Origin of the sequence: Tepidibacter aestuarii, assembly GCF_934924865.1 — a bacterium.
GTDB classification, from domain to species: Bacteria; Bacillota; Clostridia; order Peptostreptococcales; family Peptostreptococcaceae; genus Tepidibacter_A; species Tepidibacter_A aestuarii.
In genome coordinates, this window is sequence record NZ_OW235315.1 from 976,831 (window position 1) to 995,830 (window position 19,000).

Here is a 19,000-nt window from a genome sequence, read left to right on the forward strand (position 1 = left end):
CAAAATGACAAAAATAAAAAAGCCTGTGAATGTTTTTCACATTTACAGGCTTTTTTATTTTTGTTAAAAAAGATATTTCAACTTATATTGAAAAAACGATTTAAATTTTTATTTTTGATTACTTAATGAACCGTTGAAATTTCAATGAAATCTTATAAATATATTTTTGGTTTACTTTAATGAAAAATCTTTTTATTAAGTAAAAAATTTAAGTAAGGCATATTTTATAAAAATTTTCTAAAATTCAATATTTTGGCAAGAGAATTGCTTGATAATATAAGCAACCATGGTAATTTTTTTTTAGGAGGTATTTATGAGACCGTTAATAGGAATTACAGCAAAAATATCTTTTGATGACAATATTGGCATTATAACTAATCAAGGTTGCAAAAACCAATCATGGGCTTTATTAGCTGATGATTATGTAAAATCTGTTGAGCAACTGGGAGGAACACCAATAGTAATTCCAATAGTTGGAAATTACAAAGTTTCTTTAGGAATTATTGAAAAACTTGATGGAATAATTTTTTCTGGTGGAAATGATGTAAATCCCAAATACTACAATGAAGAAGCTGAGTTTGAATACAAAAATTTAGTGGATAGCTTAGATGAATTAGAAATTAATCTGTATAAAAAAGCACTTTCAGAAACTTCTATTCCAATCTTAGGGATTTGTAGAGGTCTTCAATTGATAAATACTGTTCATGGGGGAACATTATTTCAAGAAATGAGAACGGGGGAATATCCTAAACATACTTATTCAAAAGAACCCCTTTCAAAAGATGTTATTGCACATGATGTATCTATTGAAGAAGATAGTTTACTATTCAAAATTATAGGAAAAAAGAATATTCCAACTAATTCTTTCCATCATCAAAGTATTAAAGAATTAGGTAAAGGTTTAAAAATCAATGCAATGAGTGAAGATGAAATTGTTGAGGGTATTGAAGGAATAGAAGATAGGTTTTTATTAGGCGTTCAATGGCATCCTGAGATGTTGGCGCCTGATGACAGCATTAATGATGAGTACAGCAGAAGTATATTCAAATATTTTATAAAAGAATCTCTTGCATTTAAAAAATCAAAGGAAACAAAATAGGGTTTACATTTATTTAGTATGTCAAATAATTTACATAATAATTGAGGAGGATGATTAAATGAAAAAGGTAATTAGTTTTTTTATTGTACTTATGTTAATTGTAAGTATGACTGGTTGTAGTAGTGAACAAGTGGATGCTAAACCAGAAAAGATTTTAACAGTGACTAAAGGTGCAGACCTACACTCGATGGATACACAGTTAGCAACTGATGGGTTTTCGTTTGAAGCTATTGCAGCAACAGTAGATGGTCTTTACTACATGGCCGAAGATGGAAGTGCGCTTCCTGCATTAGCTGAAAAAACTGAGGTTTCTGAAGATGGACTGAAATATACATTTAAAATAAGGGATGCAGTGTGGAGTAATGGTACACCAGTAACAGCACATGACTTTGTTTATGGATGGAGACGACTTGCGAATCCAGAGTCTGCAAGTGAGTATTCTTACATGTTAGACGTTGCAGGAGTAAAAAATGGATGGGATTGTGCAACAGGAGAAAAACCTCTTGAAGAGTTGGGTGTTAAAGCTGTAGATGATAAAACATTAGTAGTTGAACTTGATAGAGTAGTTCCTTTCTTTATTAAGCTTATGACTTTTCCATCATTCTACCCAACAAATCAAGAATTTGTAGAGTCTCAAGGTGATGAGTATGCATTAAGTCCTGAAGGTACACTTGCATGTGGTCCTTATAAAATGAGCGAGTGGTATCAAGGAAGTAGTTTTAAACTTGTTAAAAATGAAAAATATTGGGATTCAGATTCAGTTAAATTAGATGCAATTAATTTTAAAGTTGTTCTAGATTCTCAAAGTTCTGTATTAGAGTATGATTCTGGAGCAACAGATTACGTTAGATTGACTGGGGAACTTGTTGAAAAGTATAAAAATAATCCAGATTACGAAACAAACTTGGGAAGTTATTTATGGTACCTTAGTGTGAATCTTAAAAAAGGTGATTTGGGTAATGTAAACTTAAATCGTGCCCTTGCAAATGCTTTTAATAGAGAACAAATAGCTGATTCTGTTCTTAAAGATGGATCTGTAGCAGGCAATTTTTTTGTACCAATCAAGCTTGCAACTGGTCCTGATGGAAAGGACTTTAGAGATACAACTCCAAAATATTTTACAGAAGGTAAAGAAGCTGCAAAAGAGTATTGGGAAAAGGCAAAAGCTGAAATAGGCAAGGATGAGCTTACTATAGAATTATTATTTGAAGACTCTGAGTCATCTAAAAAAGTTGCAGAATTTATGAAATCAGAGATTGAAACAACACTTGAAGGAATTACAATTAATCTTAAATCTCAGCCTAAAAAGACAAGACTTAAGTTAATGGATAAAGGCGAATATGAAATTGGTTTAACACGTTGGGGACCAGACTATCAAGATCCAATGACTTATTTAGAATTATTTGTTACTGGAGCTTCAATGAATTTTGGTTTTTATACAGATCCAGAATTCGATAAGATAATTGAGCAATGTAAATCTGGAAAAATTTCACTAGAAGAACGTTGGGAGCTTATGAAAAAAGCAGAAGAGATACTATTAAAAGGCGGAGGACCAATACCAGTTTACCAAACTGGTGCATCAACTCTTTGGAATCCTAGAGTTACGGGGGTAGTTAATAACTCTGTGGGTGTTCCATATACTTACAAGTACGCTGATATTAAATCAGAATAGAATCATATAAACTAATAATAAATTATAAGGTAAGTTAAAAACTTACCTTATAATTTATATTTAAAAAGGGGAACGAAAATGTGGAAATACACTTTTAAAAGACTAACTATTTCAATATTTACCATATTTACAATATTATTAATATTATTCATGATGCTGGAACTAATGCCAGGAACACCTTTTAATGATGAAAAATTAACGGAAAAACAAAAAGCTATTGTAGAAGAAAAATACGGATTGGATGATCCAGTGTTGGTTAGGTTTGGGAATTATATCAAGTTAATGACGAAGGGTGATTTTGGAGTTTCGTATTCGATAAAAAAAAATATGCCAATTGCAAAAATGTTAAAGCCAAGAATTAAGGTAACTGTATCTATAGGTATCCAAGCAGTGCTTTTAGGAACCTTTATTGGAGTAATACTTGGTATTATTGCTTCACTCAATCACAATACTTGGCTGGACAACTTAGCTAGTGTGATTTCTGTATGTGGAGTCAGTATTCCATCATATGTATTTGCATTAGGGCTTGCTTATTTATTAGGTTATAAGATGAGGTTATTTCCAATTTTATTTGATCCATCAAATGCTTCTAGATCAAGTGTTATGCCAACTATAGCTCTTTCTATGTTTACAATTGCTACTGTTGCAAGGTTTTTAAGAAGTGAGATGTTAGATGTTTTAGGAAGTGACTATATTTTATTGGCTAAATCAAAAGGAATTAATGAAAATAGATTAATTGTTAGACATGGATTAAGAAATGCTCTTATTCCTGTAATAACAGTCTTAGGGCCTTTAGTTGTAAGTTTAATGACAGGCAGCTTAGTAGTTGAGAAAATTTTTGCAATACCTGGGTTGGGGAGTTTATTTGTAACCGCAATACAGGTAAATGACTATAATGTAGTTATTGCAGTGGCCTTTATTTTTAGTGTTTTATTTATTGCAGTAATGTTAGCAGTAGATATACTATACGGCATAATAGATCCAAGAATTAGACTAGCAGAGGATGGTGAACGTTAGATGAAGGTTGATTTTAAAAAAGATGATTTTATTGTAGCTGATAAAAGTATAGAGATTGTAGATTCATTTGATGCTTCTAAAGAATCCTTTGCAAAAGATGTTTTCACTAGATTTATAAAAAATAAAGGAGCTGTTATAGGTTTTATTTGTATAGTAATTATTATATTTATGGCTTTATTTGCACCATATGTAAATAATCATACATATAAATCTATTATCATAGAGTATTCATCTTTACCGCCTAGAATACCAATTTTAGAAAAGGTAGGCATTTGGGATGGAATATCCGATGGGGTGAATGTTTATGAACAAAAAGGGGCAGAAGGAGAATATTATTTATTCGGCACTGATACTCTTGGTAGAGACTTATGGACTAGAACTTGGGTAGGAACTAGAATATCTCTTTACATTGCAGGACTTGCAATGTTTATAGATATGATAATAGGTATGAGTTTTGGTCTTATTTCGGGATTCTTTGGAGGTAAGATTGACTTAGTTATGCAAAGAGTTATTGAGATACTTAATGGTATACCTAACATGGTTATTGTTACACTCTTAGTTCTTGTTCTTAAACCGGGAATTATGTCTATTACAATCGCTCTTTTTATTAAGGGATGGATTGGAATGAGTCGTGTGGTTAGAGCACAGGTCTTAAAATTAAAAGAGCAAGAATTTATTTTAGCTTCTAGAACATTAGGAACTGGAAATGCAAAGATTATTTTTAAAGAAGTTTTACCGAATATATTGGGTCAAGTAATAATTATGTCTATGTTTTCTATTCCTAATGCTATATTTACTGAATCATTTTTAGCTTTTATAGGTCTTGGTCTGCAGGCACCTATGGCTTCTCTTGGAGTACTTATAAGTGATGGATTTAAATCATTTTTAGTGTTTCCTTATATGGTGGCAATTCCAACAACTGTTTTAGCCATTTTGATGCTTAGTTTCAATATAATGGCGGATGGATTAAGGGATGCATTTGATCCTAAAATGAAAGAAATGTAGGTGATACTGAATGATTGAAGAAAAAAGAGAAAGCATACTATCAATAAGAGATTTAGATATATCTTTTACAACTTCCTCAGGAGAGCTAAATGCGATAAGAGGAATTAAGTTAGACTTATTTAAGGGAGAAACTATTGCAATTGTAGGAGAAAGTGGTAGTGGCAAAAGTGTTACTGTAAAGGCGGTTATGGGAATACTCAGTAATAATGGTGTTATAAATAATGGTAAAATTATTTATAGATGTGAAGATGAAAATGTAGGAAAAAAGGAATATGACATTGTAAAAATGACATCTAAAGAAATTAGAAAAGAAATAAGTGGAAAGAAAATTGCAATGGTATTTCAAGATCCTATGACTTCTTTAAATCCTACAATGACTATTGGAAATCAGATAATGGAAGGCATGCGTCAACACTATAAAACTCCTAAAGCTGAAGCTAAGGCAAAGGCAGAAGAGCTTCTTGAATTAGTTGGAATTGATAATCCAGCAAAAAGAATGAAACAGTATCCTAATCAGTTATCTGGCGGAATGAGGCAGAGAGTTGTAATAGCAATAGCTCTTTCGTGTGATCCTGAAATTCTTATATGTGATGAGCCTACAACAGCTCTTGACGTGACTGTACAAGCTAAAATATTAGAGCTTATCAAAGATATACAAAAGAAAAAAAATGTATCTGTAATTTATATTACACATGATTTAGGTGTTGTAGCAAAGGTATCTGATTATGTAGCAGTTATGTATGCTGGAAAAATAATAGAAAAGGGAACAGTAGAGGAGATTTTTTATGATCCTAGACATCCATATACTTGGGGATTGTTATCTTCAATTCCAGATATAAGTACATTAGAAGGGAAACTATACTCTATACCTGGAAACCCTATTAATTTAATGGACAAATTCGAGGGTGATGCATTTGCTATTAGAAATGAATATGCTCTAAATATTGATTTTAGATTGAGTCCACAAATGTTTAATGTAGGGGGAAGACATAGAGTTGCTACTTGGCTAGCATATGAAAATGCACCTAAGATAGAAATGCCTAAAGAACTAAGGTTGAGAATTGACAAAATGTTACAGGAGGTGAAAAAGGATGAAAGAGAAGCCTCTTTTAGAAGTAAAAAATCTAAAGCAACATTTTAGAATAAATAAAAATTTTACTGTTAAAGCTGTTGATGGAATTAGCTTTGAAATCAACAAAGGCGAAACTTTTGGGCTGGTAGGAGAAAGTGGTAGTGGAAAATCAACAACAGGAAGATCTATAATAAGACTATATAAACCTACTTCTGGTGAAGTCACTTTTGATGATATCGTAATTAGTAAAAAGCTTAATAAAGAAACAACTAGACATTTGAGAACAAAAATGCAGATGATATTTCAAGATCCAATGGCATCATTAAATCCAAGAAAAAAAGTTATGGATATTATAGCTGAAGGTATTGATAACTATGGTCTTTATTTTAATGAAAAAGAGAGAGAAGAGAAAGTTTATAGAATATTAGAGAAAGTTGGACTTTCTAGAGAGCATGCAAAAAGATACCCGCATCAATTTTCAGGTGGGCAAAGACAAAGAATAGGTATTGCTCGTGCATTGATTATGAATCCAAGTTTAATTATTGCAGATGAAGCAATAAGTGCCTTAGATGTTTCTATTCAAGCACAAGTAGTTAATCTTATGAAAGAAATTCAAGAAGAAACAGAAATTACGTACCTATTTATAGCCCATGATCTTTCAATGGTTAAATACATTTCAGATAGAATAGGGGTAATGCATTTAGGTAATTTGGTAGAAGTGGGAACGACTGATGATATTTTTAATAATCCGATACATCCATATACGAAATCTTTATTGTCAGCAATACCTGAACCAAACCCCCTTGTTGCAAGAGATTCAGTTTCACTACATTATGATTATAAAAAAAGTGGAATAGATTATAGCTTGGGCGAATCTCGCCTTGTGAATGACGGTCACTATGTTTTAGCCACTGAAGAAGAATTTAAAGCATGGATAAATGAAGAAGAATTATATAGAGTAGGAGCCTGTGATTAAACAGGCTCTTTTTGATTTGTGCTAAAAGTGATAAAGGGATATTAAAATAATAAAATAAAGAGCAAAAGCATAAACTTTTAAGTGAATTTAATAAACAAAAATACTGGGGGGAGAATATGAAAATATATATTTCTGCAGACATAGAGGGAATAAGTGGTGTTGTAAATAATACTCATACATCTCAAGATGGATATGATTATAACAGAGCAAGAAGACTCATGACAAATGAAGTGAATGCAGTAGTTAAAGGATTAAAAGCAACAGGAGGCAGAGAAATACTTGTAAATGACTCTCATGGACCAATGACTAATATAATAATTGAAGAGTTAGATGAAGATGTGAAATTAATTTCTGGTAATAAAAAGCTATTAGGAATGATGGAGGGGATTGATAAAACATATGATGCAGCAATATTTATAGGATATCATGCTAGACATAATACATCAGGCGTATTATCTCATTCATATCATGGGGCGGTTGTATCAGAAGTTAAATTAAATGGTAATGCAATTGGTGAGTTTGAATTTAATTCGCTAGTAGCTGGATATTTTGATATACCTGTGGTATTAGTATCTGGAGATGATATATTATCAAAACAAGTAAAAACCTTTAATGAAGATATAGAGTCAGTAATAGTAAAGCGTGCACACAGTAGATATACTGCGGAGTGTATTCATCCTAAAAAGGTATACAAAATTTTGGAAGAAAAAATTAGTGAAACTATTTCTAAAAAATTAGATATTATTAAACCTTGTAAAATTGAAGGAAAAGTGGAATTAGAAGTTGCTTTTATGAATAATGGTATGGCTGAATCTACACTTTTTATACCGGGAGTTGAGATTGTATCACCAAATAGAGTAAAGTATACTGCAAAAGATATTATAGAAGCTTATAAGGTTAGGATAGCATTAACTATATTAGCTGCTAGTACATTGAAATAAGATTATTGATATATTAGCTTGTGATTTCACAAGCTTTTTTATTTTTCATAACAGGATAGAGGGACCTTCTAAGAGAAGTTATATACATATAAGTATTAGTTAATAATCTAGAGGGAGGTATTATGAATAATAAAGAAAAAATTAAACTCTGGACTAGACAACATAAAAATATTTTAGATGATTTAGAAGAAAATGGTATATATCGTGTGAAGGAAGAATATATAAAGCAAAAGCTTGATACTATTACTCCATTCTATCTTAAAATTTATAAATGGTATGCTAAAGAAGGTTCAAAGATTGTAGAAAAGCCAAAAGAAGTTAATTATCCTATATGGTTATCTACTACTAATGATTTAATGCTTCAACCGACAGAAGACACAGTAGTTCTTGAACTTGAAGTTGATAAAGAAAATGTAATCATTACAGATCAAGAAAAATGGGGATATGTCGTTAATTATTGGTATATTCCACTTGATAGAGAAGATGAGAGAAAGCACAATGAAGAGCTTAAGAAATATGGGATATCAGATGAATCAGAACTTTTTATGAGTGACAAAGGAAACTTTTATCCATTATTAAGAGATAAGACAAAGAAAAGTTGGAATAGGTTATTTGACAATAATATTAGACTTTGTGAGCTAACTCAAGCTACATTGTGGGAGATAAAAAAAGAGTGGATAGTTAATATTGTTTATTATGAAGGTGAATAGAATATGTAGGAGATGATGCTATGAAGCTGTGGACTTGTCAGAAAAAAATAGTCCTAGATACTATAATGAAAGATGAAGTTTATTATGTTAAAAGAGAGTACATAACTAATAAATATCAAGATGTATCAAAGATTTTTCTTACTGCTTATGATTGGTTCGTATCAAATACAGAAAATATAATAAAAAAACCAGAAAAAGCTGGTTTTCCTATATGGACATGGACTGACGTAAGATATGTTGAGCATTATGAAGATGCAGTTATTTTAGAACTAGAGGTAGACGATGATAAATGTATAGTATTTGATAGTGGGAAATGGAATAGGATATTAAACTTTTCTTATATACATAAGGATGAAAAAGATAAAGATAAGTTTGTAAAAGAATTAGAAAGATACAATATAACAGATGATAGTGAAGCCTATATGAGTAATTTCTATCCTCAATTAAAATCTAAGATAAAAAAGAGTTGGTATAGATTATTTGAAGAAGATATAAAGATTTCAGGGATTAATCAAGCTGCTCTTTGGGAGATAAGAAAAGAGTGGATAGCTGATATTATAGAAAATGATTTAGAATATATTTAAAAAAGAAAAAAATTGAGCTAAGTATGATTATACAGGCTCTTTTTGTTTGTAAAAAAATTGAAATTAGACTGAAAATATAGCTACTTTATATATAAGATAAATAAAGACAAAATAAAAAAAAATCATCCTTAAATGTTTCATTTTAAATATATTGAAAAATAATGGAAATACGAAAACTTCTATGCTGAAGTTAGCATGTCGTTTTTTAGTACAAGTCGCTGATTTATCTTAGATTTTGAAGTAAAATGAAGAAGGAGGGTTATAAATTGCGATGTAATTCTGTTGATTTTGAAAACGATTTCATTTAATATTAGTAGGGATATAAATTTTTTATTGTAAATTAGGGAGATATTATCTGAAATATTATCATCAAAGGGGAGATTACAAGTGAACAATTCGTTTAAAATTAAAAGAGGAATAGGATTTAAACTTATTATCGTATTTATTATGCTAATAAGTATTTCGTTAAGCACACTAGGAATAACTTCATATTTAAAGTCTAGCGAAATTTTAGAAAAAAATCTGAAAAACAATTCTCTAAAAATGGCAATACAAATAAAAGAAAATGTTAGTACTTTTGTAGAAGAAAATGAATATAATATAAGATATATGGCACTTGATCCAAATGTTCAAAGTGTTTTAATAGATTCAAGTACACAATCTTCTATGATAAGAACTTTCGAAAATTTTCAAAAATCACATCCATTTATTCAAACTGTTTATTTTGGAACTAAAAATAAAGATATGTTCACGTATCCTCAAGCTGAACTGCCAGAAGGATACAACCCTACTGAAAGAGATTGGTATATTGATGCTTTAAGTAAAAACGGTATAAAATGGGCAGATCCATACATAGATGCGTTTACAAATAAAATGGTTACTACTGTTTCTATACCTGTATATGACACTGTTAATAATAATGAGTTCATTGGAGTGTTAGGTTTTGATATTGCATTAGAAGATATTTGTGATAAAGTAAATAAATTTAAAGTAGGAGAAAATGGTTATGCAGTTTTATCAGATAAGAATCTAAAGCTTATTACGCATAAAGATACAAAAATGATAGGAAAGCATATAGATACAAAAGAAGTTGTAGAAGCAGTAAATAAAGACAATGAAGGAATTGTAGAATATTCTAGAGAGGAAAATGGAGTTTTAAAAGATAAAATTGGATTATTTACAAAAATTGATAAATTAAGCTGGAATGTAATAGTAACTATGTATCTTGATGAGATTAAAGATGATACTAAAGTTTTATTTGATACTACAATAATTATTGGAATTATTTCTTTATTATCAGCTGGAATTGTTTCTGTTATGTTTTCAAGCAGTTTAATAAATCCTATAAATAAGCTACTAAATAATATGGAAGAAATTAAAAAAGGGGACTTTACAGTAAGGTGCAATTTTAAAAATAGAGATGAGATAGGTCAAATTGGTGAGGGTTTCAATATAATGCTTGATGATATTGTAAAACTCATAAAAAATATAAGAAATGCATCTCAAAAAGTAAATTCAGCTGCACAGAATCTAGCAGCAAATGCTGATGAAACCAGTGTTTCTGCAGAAGAAGTAGCAAGAACTGTCGATGAGATAGCTAGTGGAGCTTCTGAACAAGCTTGTGAATCAGAAAAAGGATCAGTATTAACATCAGACCTGGCAGGGAAGCTTAATGAACTTTCTAAAAATACTAATGATATGTTAAGTTCTACAAATGAAGTAATAGATGCTAATTTAAACGGAGTTAAGGTTATAGAAGGGCTAAAAGAGGCAACAAAAATTAATAATGAAGGTATTGAAAATGTAGGACAAGCAATACTTGAACTTAGCAATAATTCACAGTATATTACAAATATATTGGATACAATAAGTTCAATTGCAGAACAGACAAATTTATTAGCATTAAATGCCTCTATTGAAGCTGCAAGAGCAGGGGATGCAGGAAAAGGATTTGCAGTAGTTGCTGATGAAATAAGAAAACTTGCAGAAAGCTCAAATAGTGCAGTTAATGACATAAGAGGAATAATTGTTAATATCCAAAATGATAGTGATAAAACTGTTGAAATTATGAGTGAAGTAAAAGAGAGTACTACAAAACAATCAAACGCAGTATCTGATGTTAATAATTCATTTGATATAATTATAAAGTCCATTGATAAAATCACAGAAAATATTAATAATATTGGAGTACATGTTAAAGATATAAATGATGATAAGGAAGATATTGTGAAATCAATTGAAAATATATCAGCTTTAACAGAAGAAGCAGCAGCATCATCAGAGGAAGTTAGTGCATCGATTCAGCAACAAACAATTGCAATAGAAGAAGTTGCAAAAGCATCAGATGTGCTCAATCAACTTGCAGTAAACTTGAATCAAGAAATAAGCAAATTTAAAATACAGTAGTTAAAATAATAAGTAAAAGCAGAAAAGTTAATGGTAAGTTGTTTTATTAGTAACTTTTGAATGGGATACATAATTAAAAGATTTCAGGTATTAATCAAGCTATTCTTTGGGAGATAAGAAAAGAGTGGATAGTTAATATTATAGAGAAGTAATAAAAAAACAAAAACTTTAGTCTTAAAGGAACAATGATTATAATCATTGTTCCTTTGATTTCTTAAATCTAAAAATAATAATCAATTATTTATTGAAAGCTCTTTGTTAGAAAATAAAAATGCAATGTATTTTATTAAAACATATAGAACGATTAATACAGCAAATAACTCTTCGAATCTAACTATATATTTTAAGAAACTTAAGTTATAATTATTATTTTGTAAAAACACATTTGCTTTTTTTATTGCTATGGCGCTTATTACAAACGGAAATGTAAAAGCTGAGTAACTTGGATAAAACTTAAGCTTTAATAACCGTGGCATATATAAGAGGACAGAAAATGTTGTTGCTAATGAAAGAACAATTAAGAAAGCTATTATAAGTATATTTTTATTTTGAAAAGAACTAATGTATCCAGCTAAACATAAGTTAGCAGGTGCTGCAAAAATTGCTATTGTAGGCAATGCAGGTTCGGGGATATTTTTTACATACAAAATTCTATAAATTACTATAGGTAATATTGATAAATAAAATATTAATCCTAACCAAAATAGAAGTTGTCCAAAATTATTAAAATTATAAACTGGAGCTGTTACACTTCCAACTACGAAACCAACATATACTACAAAATAGCTTGGAAAAACTTTTTTTATGTTAAATTTAAAAATAAAGCTTTTAGTAAAATAAAACAATAATAAAAAGTGTATTAATAAACCTAAAATCCATATAAAAAAAGATACAGAAGGAAAATATTTATTAATATAAGTTGATAAAAGCATAAGCCCCATAGAAAAAGTAGGGGCAACACTTGCAACTACAGGATTTTCTAAACTTTCAGTAATAACATGAGGTCTTAATATAAGTTTTAATATTAAAAGTATTAATAAGGTGAAACTAATTAATCCAAAAATATTTTTGTATATAGCGCCATAAGACACAACTAAGTTCCCTAATGCTGCTAAAGCTAACATTAATCCTGAAATAGGGATAGGAAGTTTATTAATTATATTTTTCATTTTATACTCTCCGCATTATAAAATTATTTTATCAATATCTATTGAACCATCTTCTATTAACTTATTAGCAACCCAAGCAGCTACTAAGCCCGTGATTGTAATACAATGTTTTTTTCTTTCTTCTGAACTGAATTCAAAATTTCTAGTTATTACACGACAACAAGTACTTTTGTAAGTTTCTTTTATGTAATCATGTAATTCAGCTGCCATCGGAAACATTTTTTCATTCATAGCTTCTCCATGATTTCTTCCATAGACCATGCCTAGAGCTATTTGACCACCACTAACAGCTCCACATAGACATCCTGATTTTCCCATGCCAACAGGAAAAGCTGATGCTAATTTTGTAGTTTCTTTAGGGAAAGGCCATCCAAGTAACTCGTTAATAGTGTGCACAACTGATTCAGAACAGAAGAATTCACCTCTTTCAAAATATCCTTCTGCAATGGTTTGTACTTTTTTGATAATTTCTTCCTTTTTCATTCAAATCACTCCTTTTAAATTGTTTATAAGATTTATCTATATGTAAATATTGTTTTATAAATATTTTCAATAATGATATATTTTACCTTATGCAGCTGCAGTTTTTAGTATAATAAATATGTAAAAATATATCAATAAAAGAAAATATGATGTGTATTGGTACAGATAGGAGAGTTATCATTGGAGAAATATACACAAATAATAGATTATATAAAGGATTTGGCAGAAAAAGAAAAAATAAAAACAGGTAAAAAGATACCCTCTGTAAGGTCAGTTGCTGATAAGTTTGAATTCAGTAAATCCACAGTTGTAAGAGCATATAAAGAATTAGAGAAGGAACATTATATATATTCAGTGCCAAAAAGTGGATATTATTTAGTTGCAAAAGATAATAAAAAGCGTATAAAAGATTATAGAATTGATTTTTCAACAGTTCTTCCAGATAAAGATCTAATACCTTATAAAGAATTTCATCATTGTTTAGATCAGGCTATGAGAATAAATAAAACAGAATTATTGTCTTATGGACAGCCTCAAGGATTGCCTTCATTAATTGAAACTATAAAGAATCACCTTGAGGATTATCAAGTTTTTTGTAAAAGTTCTCAAGTTATAATTACATCAGGTTCTCAACAAGCAATAAATATATTGAACAGAATGATTTTTCCTAATGAAAAAAGTGTTGTATTAATTGAGAATCCCACCTACGATCGTATGATTAAAAATCTAAATTTAAATGGAATAAAAACTATTGGCATAAATAGAGAATTTGATGGAATTAACTTTGAAGAACTAGAGAGGATATTTAAAGAGGAAGATATTAAGTTTTTTTATACAGTACCTAGATTTCATAATCCTACAGGTGGCAGCTATACAGTTAAAGAAAAGAAAGAAATATTAAGATTAGCATATAAATATGATGTATATATTGTAGAAGATGACTATTTAGTAGACTTAGAAACAAAAACTAAAAATGATCCAATATATTCTTTTGATACAAGCAACAAAGTTATTTATCTGAAAACATTTTCTAAAATACTGCTTCCAGGATTAAGAATTGCTGCAGTTGTCTTGCCAGAGGAATTAGTATATCCATTTTTAAATTATAAACAGTGGTATGATATTTATACTTCCATTCTTCCGCAAGGGGCTTTAGACTTATATATAAAAAATGGCATGTTTAAAAAGTCAAAGGTATTATTACAAAATACATATAAAGAACGTATGAGATATTTAAAAAAACTTTGTAGTAACTTTAATCCGGAAATTTTAAATATAAACGTTCCTGATACAGGTTTTTTCTTATCTTTAAAATCAAATAAAGTGATAAATTTTGATAGAATTATTGAAGATTTAGCTGAGAATAGGATAATTATTAAAGATACTAGAGAAAGTTTTATATCTCAAAGTAATGATATAAATTTAATGAAAATAAGTGTTTCTAGAACGAATAAATCTCAAATAAAAGAGGGAATAAACTGTATTTACAATTATTTTTCTAATATGAAGTAAATTTGATTATAAAGAGTTTGACTAAGTATTTTGCTGTGAATATTAATGTAGAATTACCAAGAATTATACATTGGCATTAGAATAAAAAAATATATATAAAAAGCCGGATGAAATTTTATCCGGCTTTTTTATTTACACGTTAAATCGAAATAATATAACGTCTCCATCTTTAACTATATAATCTTTTCCCTCAAGTCTAACAAGACCCTTTTCTTTAGCAGCGCTCATAGTACCAACACTAACTAAATCATTAAATGCTATAGTCTCTGCTCTTATGAATCCTCTTTCGATATCTGAGTGGATCTTTCCACCAGCTTCAGGAGCCTTAGCACCCATCTTTACTGTCCAAGCTCTAACTTCTTTTGGTCCAGCAGTTAAGTAACTTATAAGTCCAAGTAAAGAATAAGAAGCTCTTATAAGCTTATCAAGACCAGATTCATGAAGACCTAAGTCTGCTAAGAATTCTTTCTTTTCATCTTCTTCAAGCTCAGAAATTTCAGCTTCTATTTGAGCACAAGCAACTACTACTTGAGCATTTTCTAAAGAAGCAAATTCTCTAACTTTTGCAACCATTGGGTTATCAGCAGCTTCATCAGCAAGTTCATCTTCACATACGTTAGTAACGTATATTACAGGCTTTGAAGTTAAAAGATTTAATTGCTTAACAAAAGTTTGCTCATCTTCTGTGAAGTCCATAGTTCTTATGCACTTATTGTCTTCTAAAGTAGCCTTTAACTTATTTACGAAGTTAAGTTCAGACATAAGAGATTTATCAGCTTTTGCAGCTTTTTGAGTTTTTTGGATTCTTCTCTCAAGTATCTCAATATCAGAGAATATTAACTCAAGGTTTATAGTCTCTATATCTCTTAGAGGATCTACAGAACCATCAACGTGAACAACGTTAGGGTCTTCAAAGCAACGAACAACGTGGATTATTGCTTCAACTTCTCTTATATGAGATAAGAACTTGTTACCAAGACCTTCTCCTTTACTAGCGCCACGAACAAGACCTGCTATATCGCAAAACTCTATAGCTGTAGGAACTATTTTTTGAGAATTATATATTTCTTTTAATTTATGTAATCTTTCATCTGGAACTGAAACTACACCAACGTTAGGCTCTATAGTACAGAATGGATAGTTTGCTGATTCTGCACCAGCTTGAGTTATAGCATTAAATAATGTACTTTTTCCAACGTTAGGTAAACCAACTATACCTAATTTCATGTGAATCTTCCTTTCGTTCATTAGTCATCAAATAGTTTTTGTAAAAAACTTTAAAACATACAGAGTTATTATAACTTATATAAGCTATACGTGCAACAAAACAAAAAAACATGTTGAAAAATTTCGTATCATATTGTTTAGAATTTCCTTAAAAATATAAAATTACTTAACATTAATCTATACAAAAAAAGAAAAACTATTTATAAAGGATGTGATATTTTGAATAGAAGATATATTTTTTATATGCTTATAGTTTTGATTTTTATTATTTCTGGATGTGGATCTGCTTCAAATGAAACTTCTATGAAAAATGCTGTAGACATACAACAGGATATATCTAAAATCCAGTATATAGGTAATTGTAATGTATTATGCACTAACACTACAGCTCTTATCAATGTAGACTTCAAAAATCAAAACGATATGAATTATATTAACCAAGAATCACTTAAAACAAGTATAAAAGATATAGTAAGAAGTGAAAATTCAAGCATAAAAAACATATTTATAACATCTGATAAAAATGTATCTAAAAAGATTCAAAATATATCTAAAAATGCTGATAAAGGTAAGAATGTAAACTTGAAATGGGAAATACAAAATATAGTAAAAAATTTTATCCCAAATGTTTAAGTGAACAGAAAAACTTCTGTTCTTTATTTTTGTAAATACTCATAATTTTATAAGTATATGAAAGAATTTTTTATATTACTTATAAAATTGTGGGTGATAAATTTGTTAAAAAAAATAATATTGGGATTATGTTTTTTTTGTATATTCATATTAGATGGATTTTTAGAAAGGACGTGTATAGTAGTATTCACTATTGGTATTTATAATATAATATCAGACAAAGATGCTGAATTTTTGATTACAGGTTTTTTTATATCATATTTTATACTAAATTTTGTGGTAATAATATTTTTTCAACAAGATGTCCATACAAAAAGATTAGAAATATCTGATAAGCCACAATCTAAAAAAGCTATAGTACTGGTATACGATGGAGAGGATAGAAGATACAACTTAAGACAAAGGGCAACGGAAATTTATTATAGAGATGGTGTATATTCGTTTTTTAATATGACGCATAAGCTACATAAATATAAAGATGCTTATGAGCATTTAGGGTCTAGTCAATTTAAGGATAAAGCGAATATTGTAAGAAAGAATTTATCTAAAAAATTAAAAAATGAGTATACAATAGTAAACAGCAATTTGTATACAGATAAATATATAGAAGATACTTTAATAGATTTGGTAAATAGCGGGTATAAAGATATAATATTATGTCCTATGTTTTTGACTGAGGGCAAGGATTACGATTTATTAAAAAAGAGAATAGGAAATTTAGGAATATTAAAATATGAAGTAAATATAAAAATTACCGATTTATTTTGGAATTCAAGGGCGCTTGCAAGTGCATATAAAGACGAAATTATAAATAGTATAAGTGATACTAATAAGTCTATAGGTGTACTTTTAATTGGCCTTGAAAAAAAGAATGACTTAAATCAAGATATACTTTTTAGAGAAAAAATAAAAAAATATCTTGCATATGAGAAAAATTATGATATAAAAGTAAAATTACCTCTTTTAGAAAATCATAAAAAGGATATAATAAAAACAGGAGATGAATTACTAGAATATGGTATAGATCGTTTGTATTTGGTTATGCCGACTGCATTATTTGAAAACATATATATAAGATCTTTGGGAGAATATATACTTGAAAAACTAGACATACCTGATGGAACTGGATTTTATTACATAGGACCATTTAATGAAAATGAGGTATTAGTAGATGAACTTTATAAAAAAATAAAATTGATAGAGAATGAAGGAGGTAAATAATTTGAATAAAGTAGAGAGAATAAATTTAAATGAAAAAATAAACTTGACTTTTATAGGTGCAAATAAATTCAAAACTAACTTGATAAGTGTATATATGCAAAGACCGCTTGATAAAAAAGAAGTTACTAAAAATGCTTTGATACCTAATATACTTAAAAGCGGTAGCAATAAATTTAAAAGCCAACGAGAGATATCTAAGAAATTAGATAACCTATATGGAGCGGGAGTTTATGCTGATATAGCTAAAAAAGGAGATAGACAGATACTTAGCTTTAAGATGTCTATAACAGATGAGACTTATTTAGATGAAGAAATACTTAAAGAAAGCTTGATGTTTTTTAATGATATGATAAATGATCCTTTAGTAGAAAACGGAGGATTTAATAAAGAATATGTAGATATAGAAAAGAATAATTTAAGAGATAAAATAAAATCTAGAATAAATGATAAGAGTAGGTACGCACTTGAAAGATGTGTTGAAGAAATGTGCAAGGATGAAAAATTCAGTATATATGAATATGGATATGAAGAAGATATAGATTCAATAGATGAAAAAAACTTGTATGATCACTATGAAAATATAATGAAGACATCTCCTATAGATATAGTTGTTGCAGGAAATTTAGATAAAGAAAAAGTTTTAGATTATATAAAAACTATATTTAAATTTGAAAGAGAAAATGTGATAGATTTAGTTGAGGATAAAAATGTAAGTAAGGTTGACTCTATTAAGAATGCAGTAGATAAGATGGATGTTACTCAGGGCAAGATAACGCTAGGATATAGAACGAATATAGATTATAAGGATGATAAATATTATTCTTTAATGGTTTATTCTAGTATACTAGGAGGAGGTCCTCATTCTAAGCTGTTTGTAAATGTAAGAGAAAAAGAGAGCTTATGTTATTATGTTTACTCTATGATAGAAAAGTATAAATCTATTATGTTTATATCATCTGGAATAGAAATAGATAAATACGATAAGGCTATAGAACTTATAGGTCAACAGCTTGAAAAGATTAAAAGATCTGAGATATCTGAGGAAGAAATAAGAAATAGTAAAAATTCTATAATAAATTCTATAAATTCTGTTAGAGATAGCTTAAACTCTCTTTCTGATTTTTATTACAGCCAAGGAATAAGCGGAGTTAATGAAGGCCTAGATACTATAATGAAGAAGATAGAAAATGTTGAGATAAAAGATGTTGTAGATGTATCTTCTGGTATAACATTAGATACTGTGTATTTTTTAAGAAACTAAAGGAGGCGTAAA

The 19,000-nt window shown here is 29.1% G+C and carries 17 protein-coding genes; 14 read left to right on the plus strand and 3 right to left on the minus strand.

The annotated features are described in order from the left end of the window. Window positions 1-313: 313 nt before the first annotated feature. The 10 genes from M2214_RS04650 to M2214_RS04695 all read left to right on the plus strand — a co-directional run bounded on the left by M2214_RS04650 (window position 314) and on the right by M2214_RS04695 (window position 11,482). Window positions 314-1,099 (plus strand): gamma-glutamyl-gamma-aminobutyrate hydrolase family protein, encoded by a 786-nt coding sequence (locus tag M2214_RS04650; protein ID WP_248483294.1) that lies wholly within the window; start codon window positions 314-316, stop codon window positions 1,097-1,099. Window positions 1,100-1,157: 58 nt separating this feature from the next. Next, entirely contained in the window at window positions 1,158-2,771 is a 1,614-nt protein-coding gene (locus M2214_RS04655; RefSeq protein ID WP_248483296.1) for a peptide ABC transporter substrate-binding protein, read from the plus strand. Between the two features lie 78 nt (window positions 2,772-2,849). Further along, window positions 2,850-3,788, plus strand: a complete 939-nt coding sequence (locus M2214_RS04660) for an ABC transporter permease (protein ID WP_248483298.1) — start codon at window positions 2,850-2,852, stop codon at window positions 3,786-3,788. Then, complete coding sequence (opp3C, locus tag M2214_RS04665; RefSeq protein ID WP_248483300.1) at window positions 3,789-4,793, plus strand: oligopeptide ABC transporter permease; 1,005 nt, start codon at window positions 3,789-3,791, stop codon at window positions 4,791-4,793. Between the two features lie 10 nt (window positions 4,794-4,803). Further along, window positions 4,804-5,934, plus strand: a complete 1,131-nt coding sequence (locus M2214_RS04670; protein ID WP_248483302.1) for an ABC transporter ATP-binding protein — start codon at window positions 4,804-4,806, stop codon at window positions 5,932-5,934. Continuing rightward, the gene (locus M2214_RS04675; RefSeq protein WP_248483304.1) at window positions 5,885-6,841 is read left to right on the plus strand and encodes an ABC transporter ATP-binding protein; all 957 of its coding nucleotides are present in this window, start codon (window positions 5,885-5,887) and stop codon (window positions 6,839-6,841) included. The genes M2214_RS04670 and M2214_RS04675 overlap by 50 nt, the downstream gene beginning before the upstream one ends. A gap of 116 nt (window positions 6,842-6,957) precedes the next feature. After that, window positions 6,958-7,782: a M55 family metallopeptidase gene (locus M2214_RS04680; protein WP_248483306.1), complete on the plus strand. Its 825-nt coding sequence runs from the start codon at window positions 6,958-6,960 to the stop codon at window positions 7,780-7,782. A gap of 122 nt (window positions 7,783-7,904) precedes the next feature. Next, complete coding sequence (locus M2214_RS04685) at window positions 7,905-8,492, plus strand: DUF3841 domain-containing protein (RefSeq protein WP_248483308.1); 588 nt, start codon at window positions 7,905-7,907, stop codon at window positions 8,490-8,492. Between the two features lie 20 nt (window positions 8,493-8,512). Continuing rightward, a complete protein-coding gene (locus tag M2214_RS04690) occupies window positions 8,513-9,076 on the plus strand; it encodes a DUF3841 domain-containing protein (RefSeq protein ID WP_248483310.1) in 564 nt (187 codons plus the stop codon). A 387-nt stretch (window positions 9,077-9,463) separates the two neighbouring features. After that, a complete protein-coding gene (locus tag M2214_RS04695) occupies window positions 9,464-11,482 on the plus strand; it encodes a methyl-accepting chemotaxis protein (protein WP_248483312.1) in 2,019 nt (672 codons plus the stop codon). A gap of 233 nt (window positions 11,483-11,715) precedes the next feature. Here M2214_RS04695 and M2214_RS04700 read toward each other — a convergent pair whose 3' ends face one another. Together M2214_RS04700 and M2214_RS04705 are read right to left on the minus strand one after the other, a co-directional pair. Continuing rightward, entirely contained in the window at window positions 11,716-12,651 is a 936-nt protein-coding gene (locus M2214_RS04700) for a TDT family transporter (protein WP_248483314.1), read from the minus strand. A 15-nt stretch (window positions 12,652-12,666) separates the two neighbouring features. Beyond that, complete coding sequence (locus tag M2214_RS04705; protein ID WP_248483316.1) at window positions 12,667-13,134, minus strand: C-GCAxxG-C-C family protein; 468 nt, start codon at window positions 13,132-13,134, stop codon at window positions 12,667-12,669. Window positions 13,135-13,314: 180 nt separating this feature from the next. Here M2214_RS04705 and M2214_RS04710 point away from each other — a divergent pair, with 180 nt between their 5' ends. After that, entirely contained in the window at window positions 13,315-14,646 is a 1,332-nt protein-coding gene (locus tag M2214_RS04710; RefSeq protein WP_248483318.1) for an aminotransferase-like domain-containing protein, read from the plus strand. A 132-nt stretch (window positions 14,647-14,778) separates the two neighbouring features. Here the strand turns inward: M2214_RS04710 and ychF are convergent, their stop codons facing one another. Then, window positions 14,779-15,873: a redox-regulated ATPase YchF gene (ychF, locus tag M2214_RS04715; RefSeq protein ID WP_248483320.1), complete on the minus strand. Its 1,095-nt coding sequence runs from the start codon at window positions 15,871-15,873 to the stop codon at window positions 14,779-14,781. Window positions 15,874-16,092: 219 nt separating this feature from the next. Between ychF and M2214_RS04720 the strand changes: the two genes are divergently transcribed. The 3 genes from M2214_RS04720 to yfmF all read left to right on the plus strand — a co-directional run bounded on the left by M2214_RS04720 (window position 16,093) and on the right by yfmF (window position 18,988). Continuing rightward, a complete protein-coding gene (locus M2214_RS04720; RefSeq protein ID WP_248483322.1) occupies window positions 16,093-16,506 on the plus strand; it encodes a YhcN/YlaJ family sporulation lipoprotein in 414 nt (137 codons plus the stop codon). A 120-nt stretch (window positions 16,507-16,626) separates the two neighbouring features. After that, the gene (locus M2214_RS04725; protein WP_248483324.1) at window positions 16,627-17,727 is read left to right on the plus strand and encodes a hypothetical protein; all 1,101 of its coding nucleotides are present in this window, start codon (window positions 16,627-16,629) and stop codon (window positions 17,725-17,727) included. Window position 17,728: 1 nt separating this feature from the next. Then, complete coding sequence (gene yfmF / locus M2214_RS04730; RefSeq protein WP_248483326.1) at window positions 17,729-18,988, plus strand: EF-P 5-aminopentanol modification-associated protein YfmF; 1,260 nt, start codon at window positions 17,729-17,731, stop codon at window positions 18,986-18,988. Window positions 18,989-19,000: the final 12 nt, after the last annotated feature.

Bases quoted from the DNA above. Each gene is read 5' to 3' on its own strand.
- M2214_RS04685 (WP_248483308.1), top strand. From the start codon at position 7,905: ATGAATAATAAAGAAAAAATTAAACTCTGGACTAGACAACATAAAAAT.
- M2214_RS04670 (WP_248483302.1), top strand. From the start codon at position 4,804: ATGATTGAAGAAAAAAGAGAAAGCATACTATCAATAAGAGATTTAGAT.
- M2214_RS04705 (WP_248483316.1), bottom strand. From the start codon at position 13,134: ATGAAAAAGGAAGAAATTATCAAAAAAGTACAAACCATTGCAGAAGGA.
- opp3C (WP_248483300.1), top strand. From the start codon at position 3,789: ATGAAGGTTGATTTTAAAAAAGATGATTTTATTGTAGCTGATAAAAGT.
- M2214_RS04675 (WP_248483304.1), top strand. From the start codon at position 5,885: ATGAAAGAGAAGCCTCTTTTAGAAGTAAAAAATCTAAAGCAACATTTT.
- M2214_RS04655 (WP_248483296.1), top strand. From the start codon at position 1,158: ATGAAAAAGGTAATTAGTTTTTTTATTGTACTTATGTTAATTGTAAGT.
- M2214_RS04680 (WP_248483306.1), top strand. From the start codon at position 6,958: ATGAAAATATATATTTCTGCAGACATAGAGGGAATAAGTGGTGTTGTA.
- ychF (WP_248483320.1), bottom strand. From the start codon at position 15,873: ATGAAATTAGGTATAGTTGGTTTACCTAACGTTGGAAAAAGTACATTA.
- M2214_RS04660 (WP_248483298.1), top strand. From the start codon at position 2,850: ATGTGGAAATACACTTTTAAAAGACTAACTATTTCAATATTTACCATA.
- M2214_RS04690 (WP_248483310.1), top strand. From the start codon at position 8,513: ATGAAGCTGTGGACTTGTCAGAAAAAAATAGTCCTAGATACTATAATG.
- M2214_RS04650 (WP_248483294.1), top strand. From the start codon at position 314: ATGAGACCGTTAATAGGAATTACAGCAAAAATATCTTTTGATGACAAT.
- M2214_RS04700 (WP_248483314.1), bottom strand. From the start codon at position 12,651: ATGAAAAATATAATTAATAAACTTCCTATCCCTATTTCAGGATTAATG.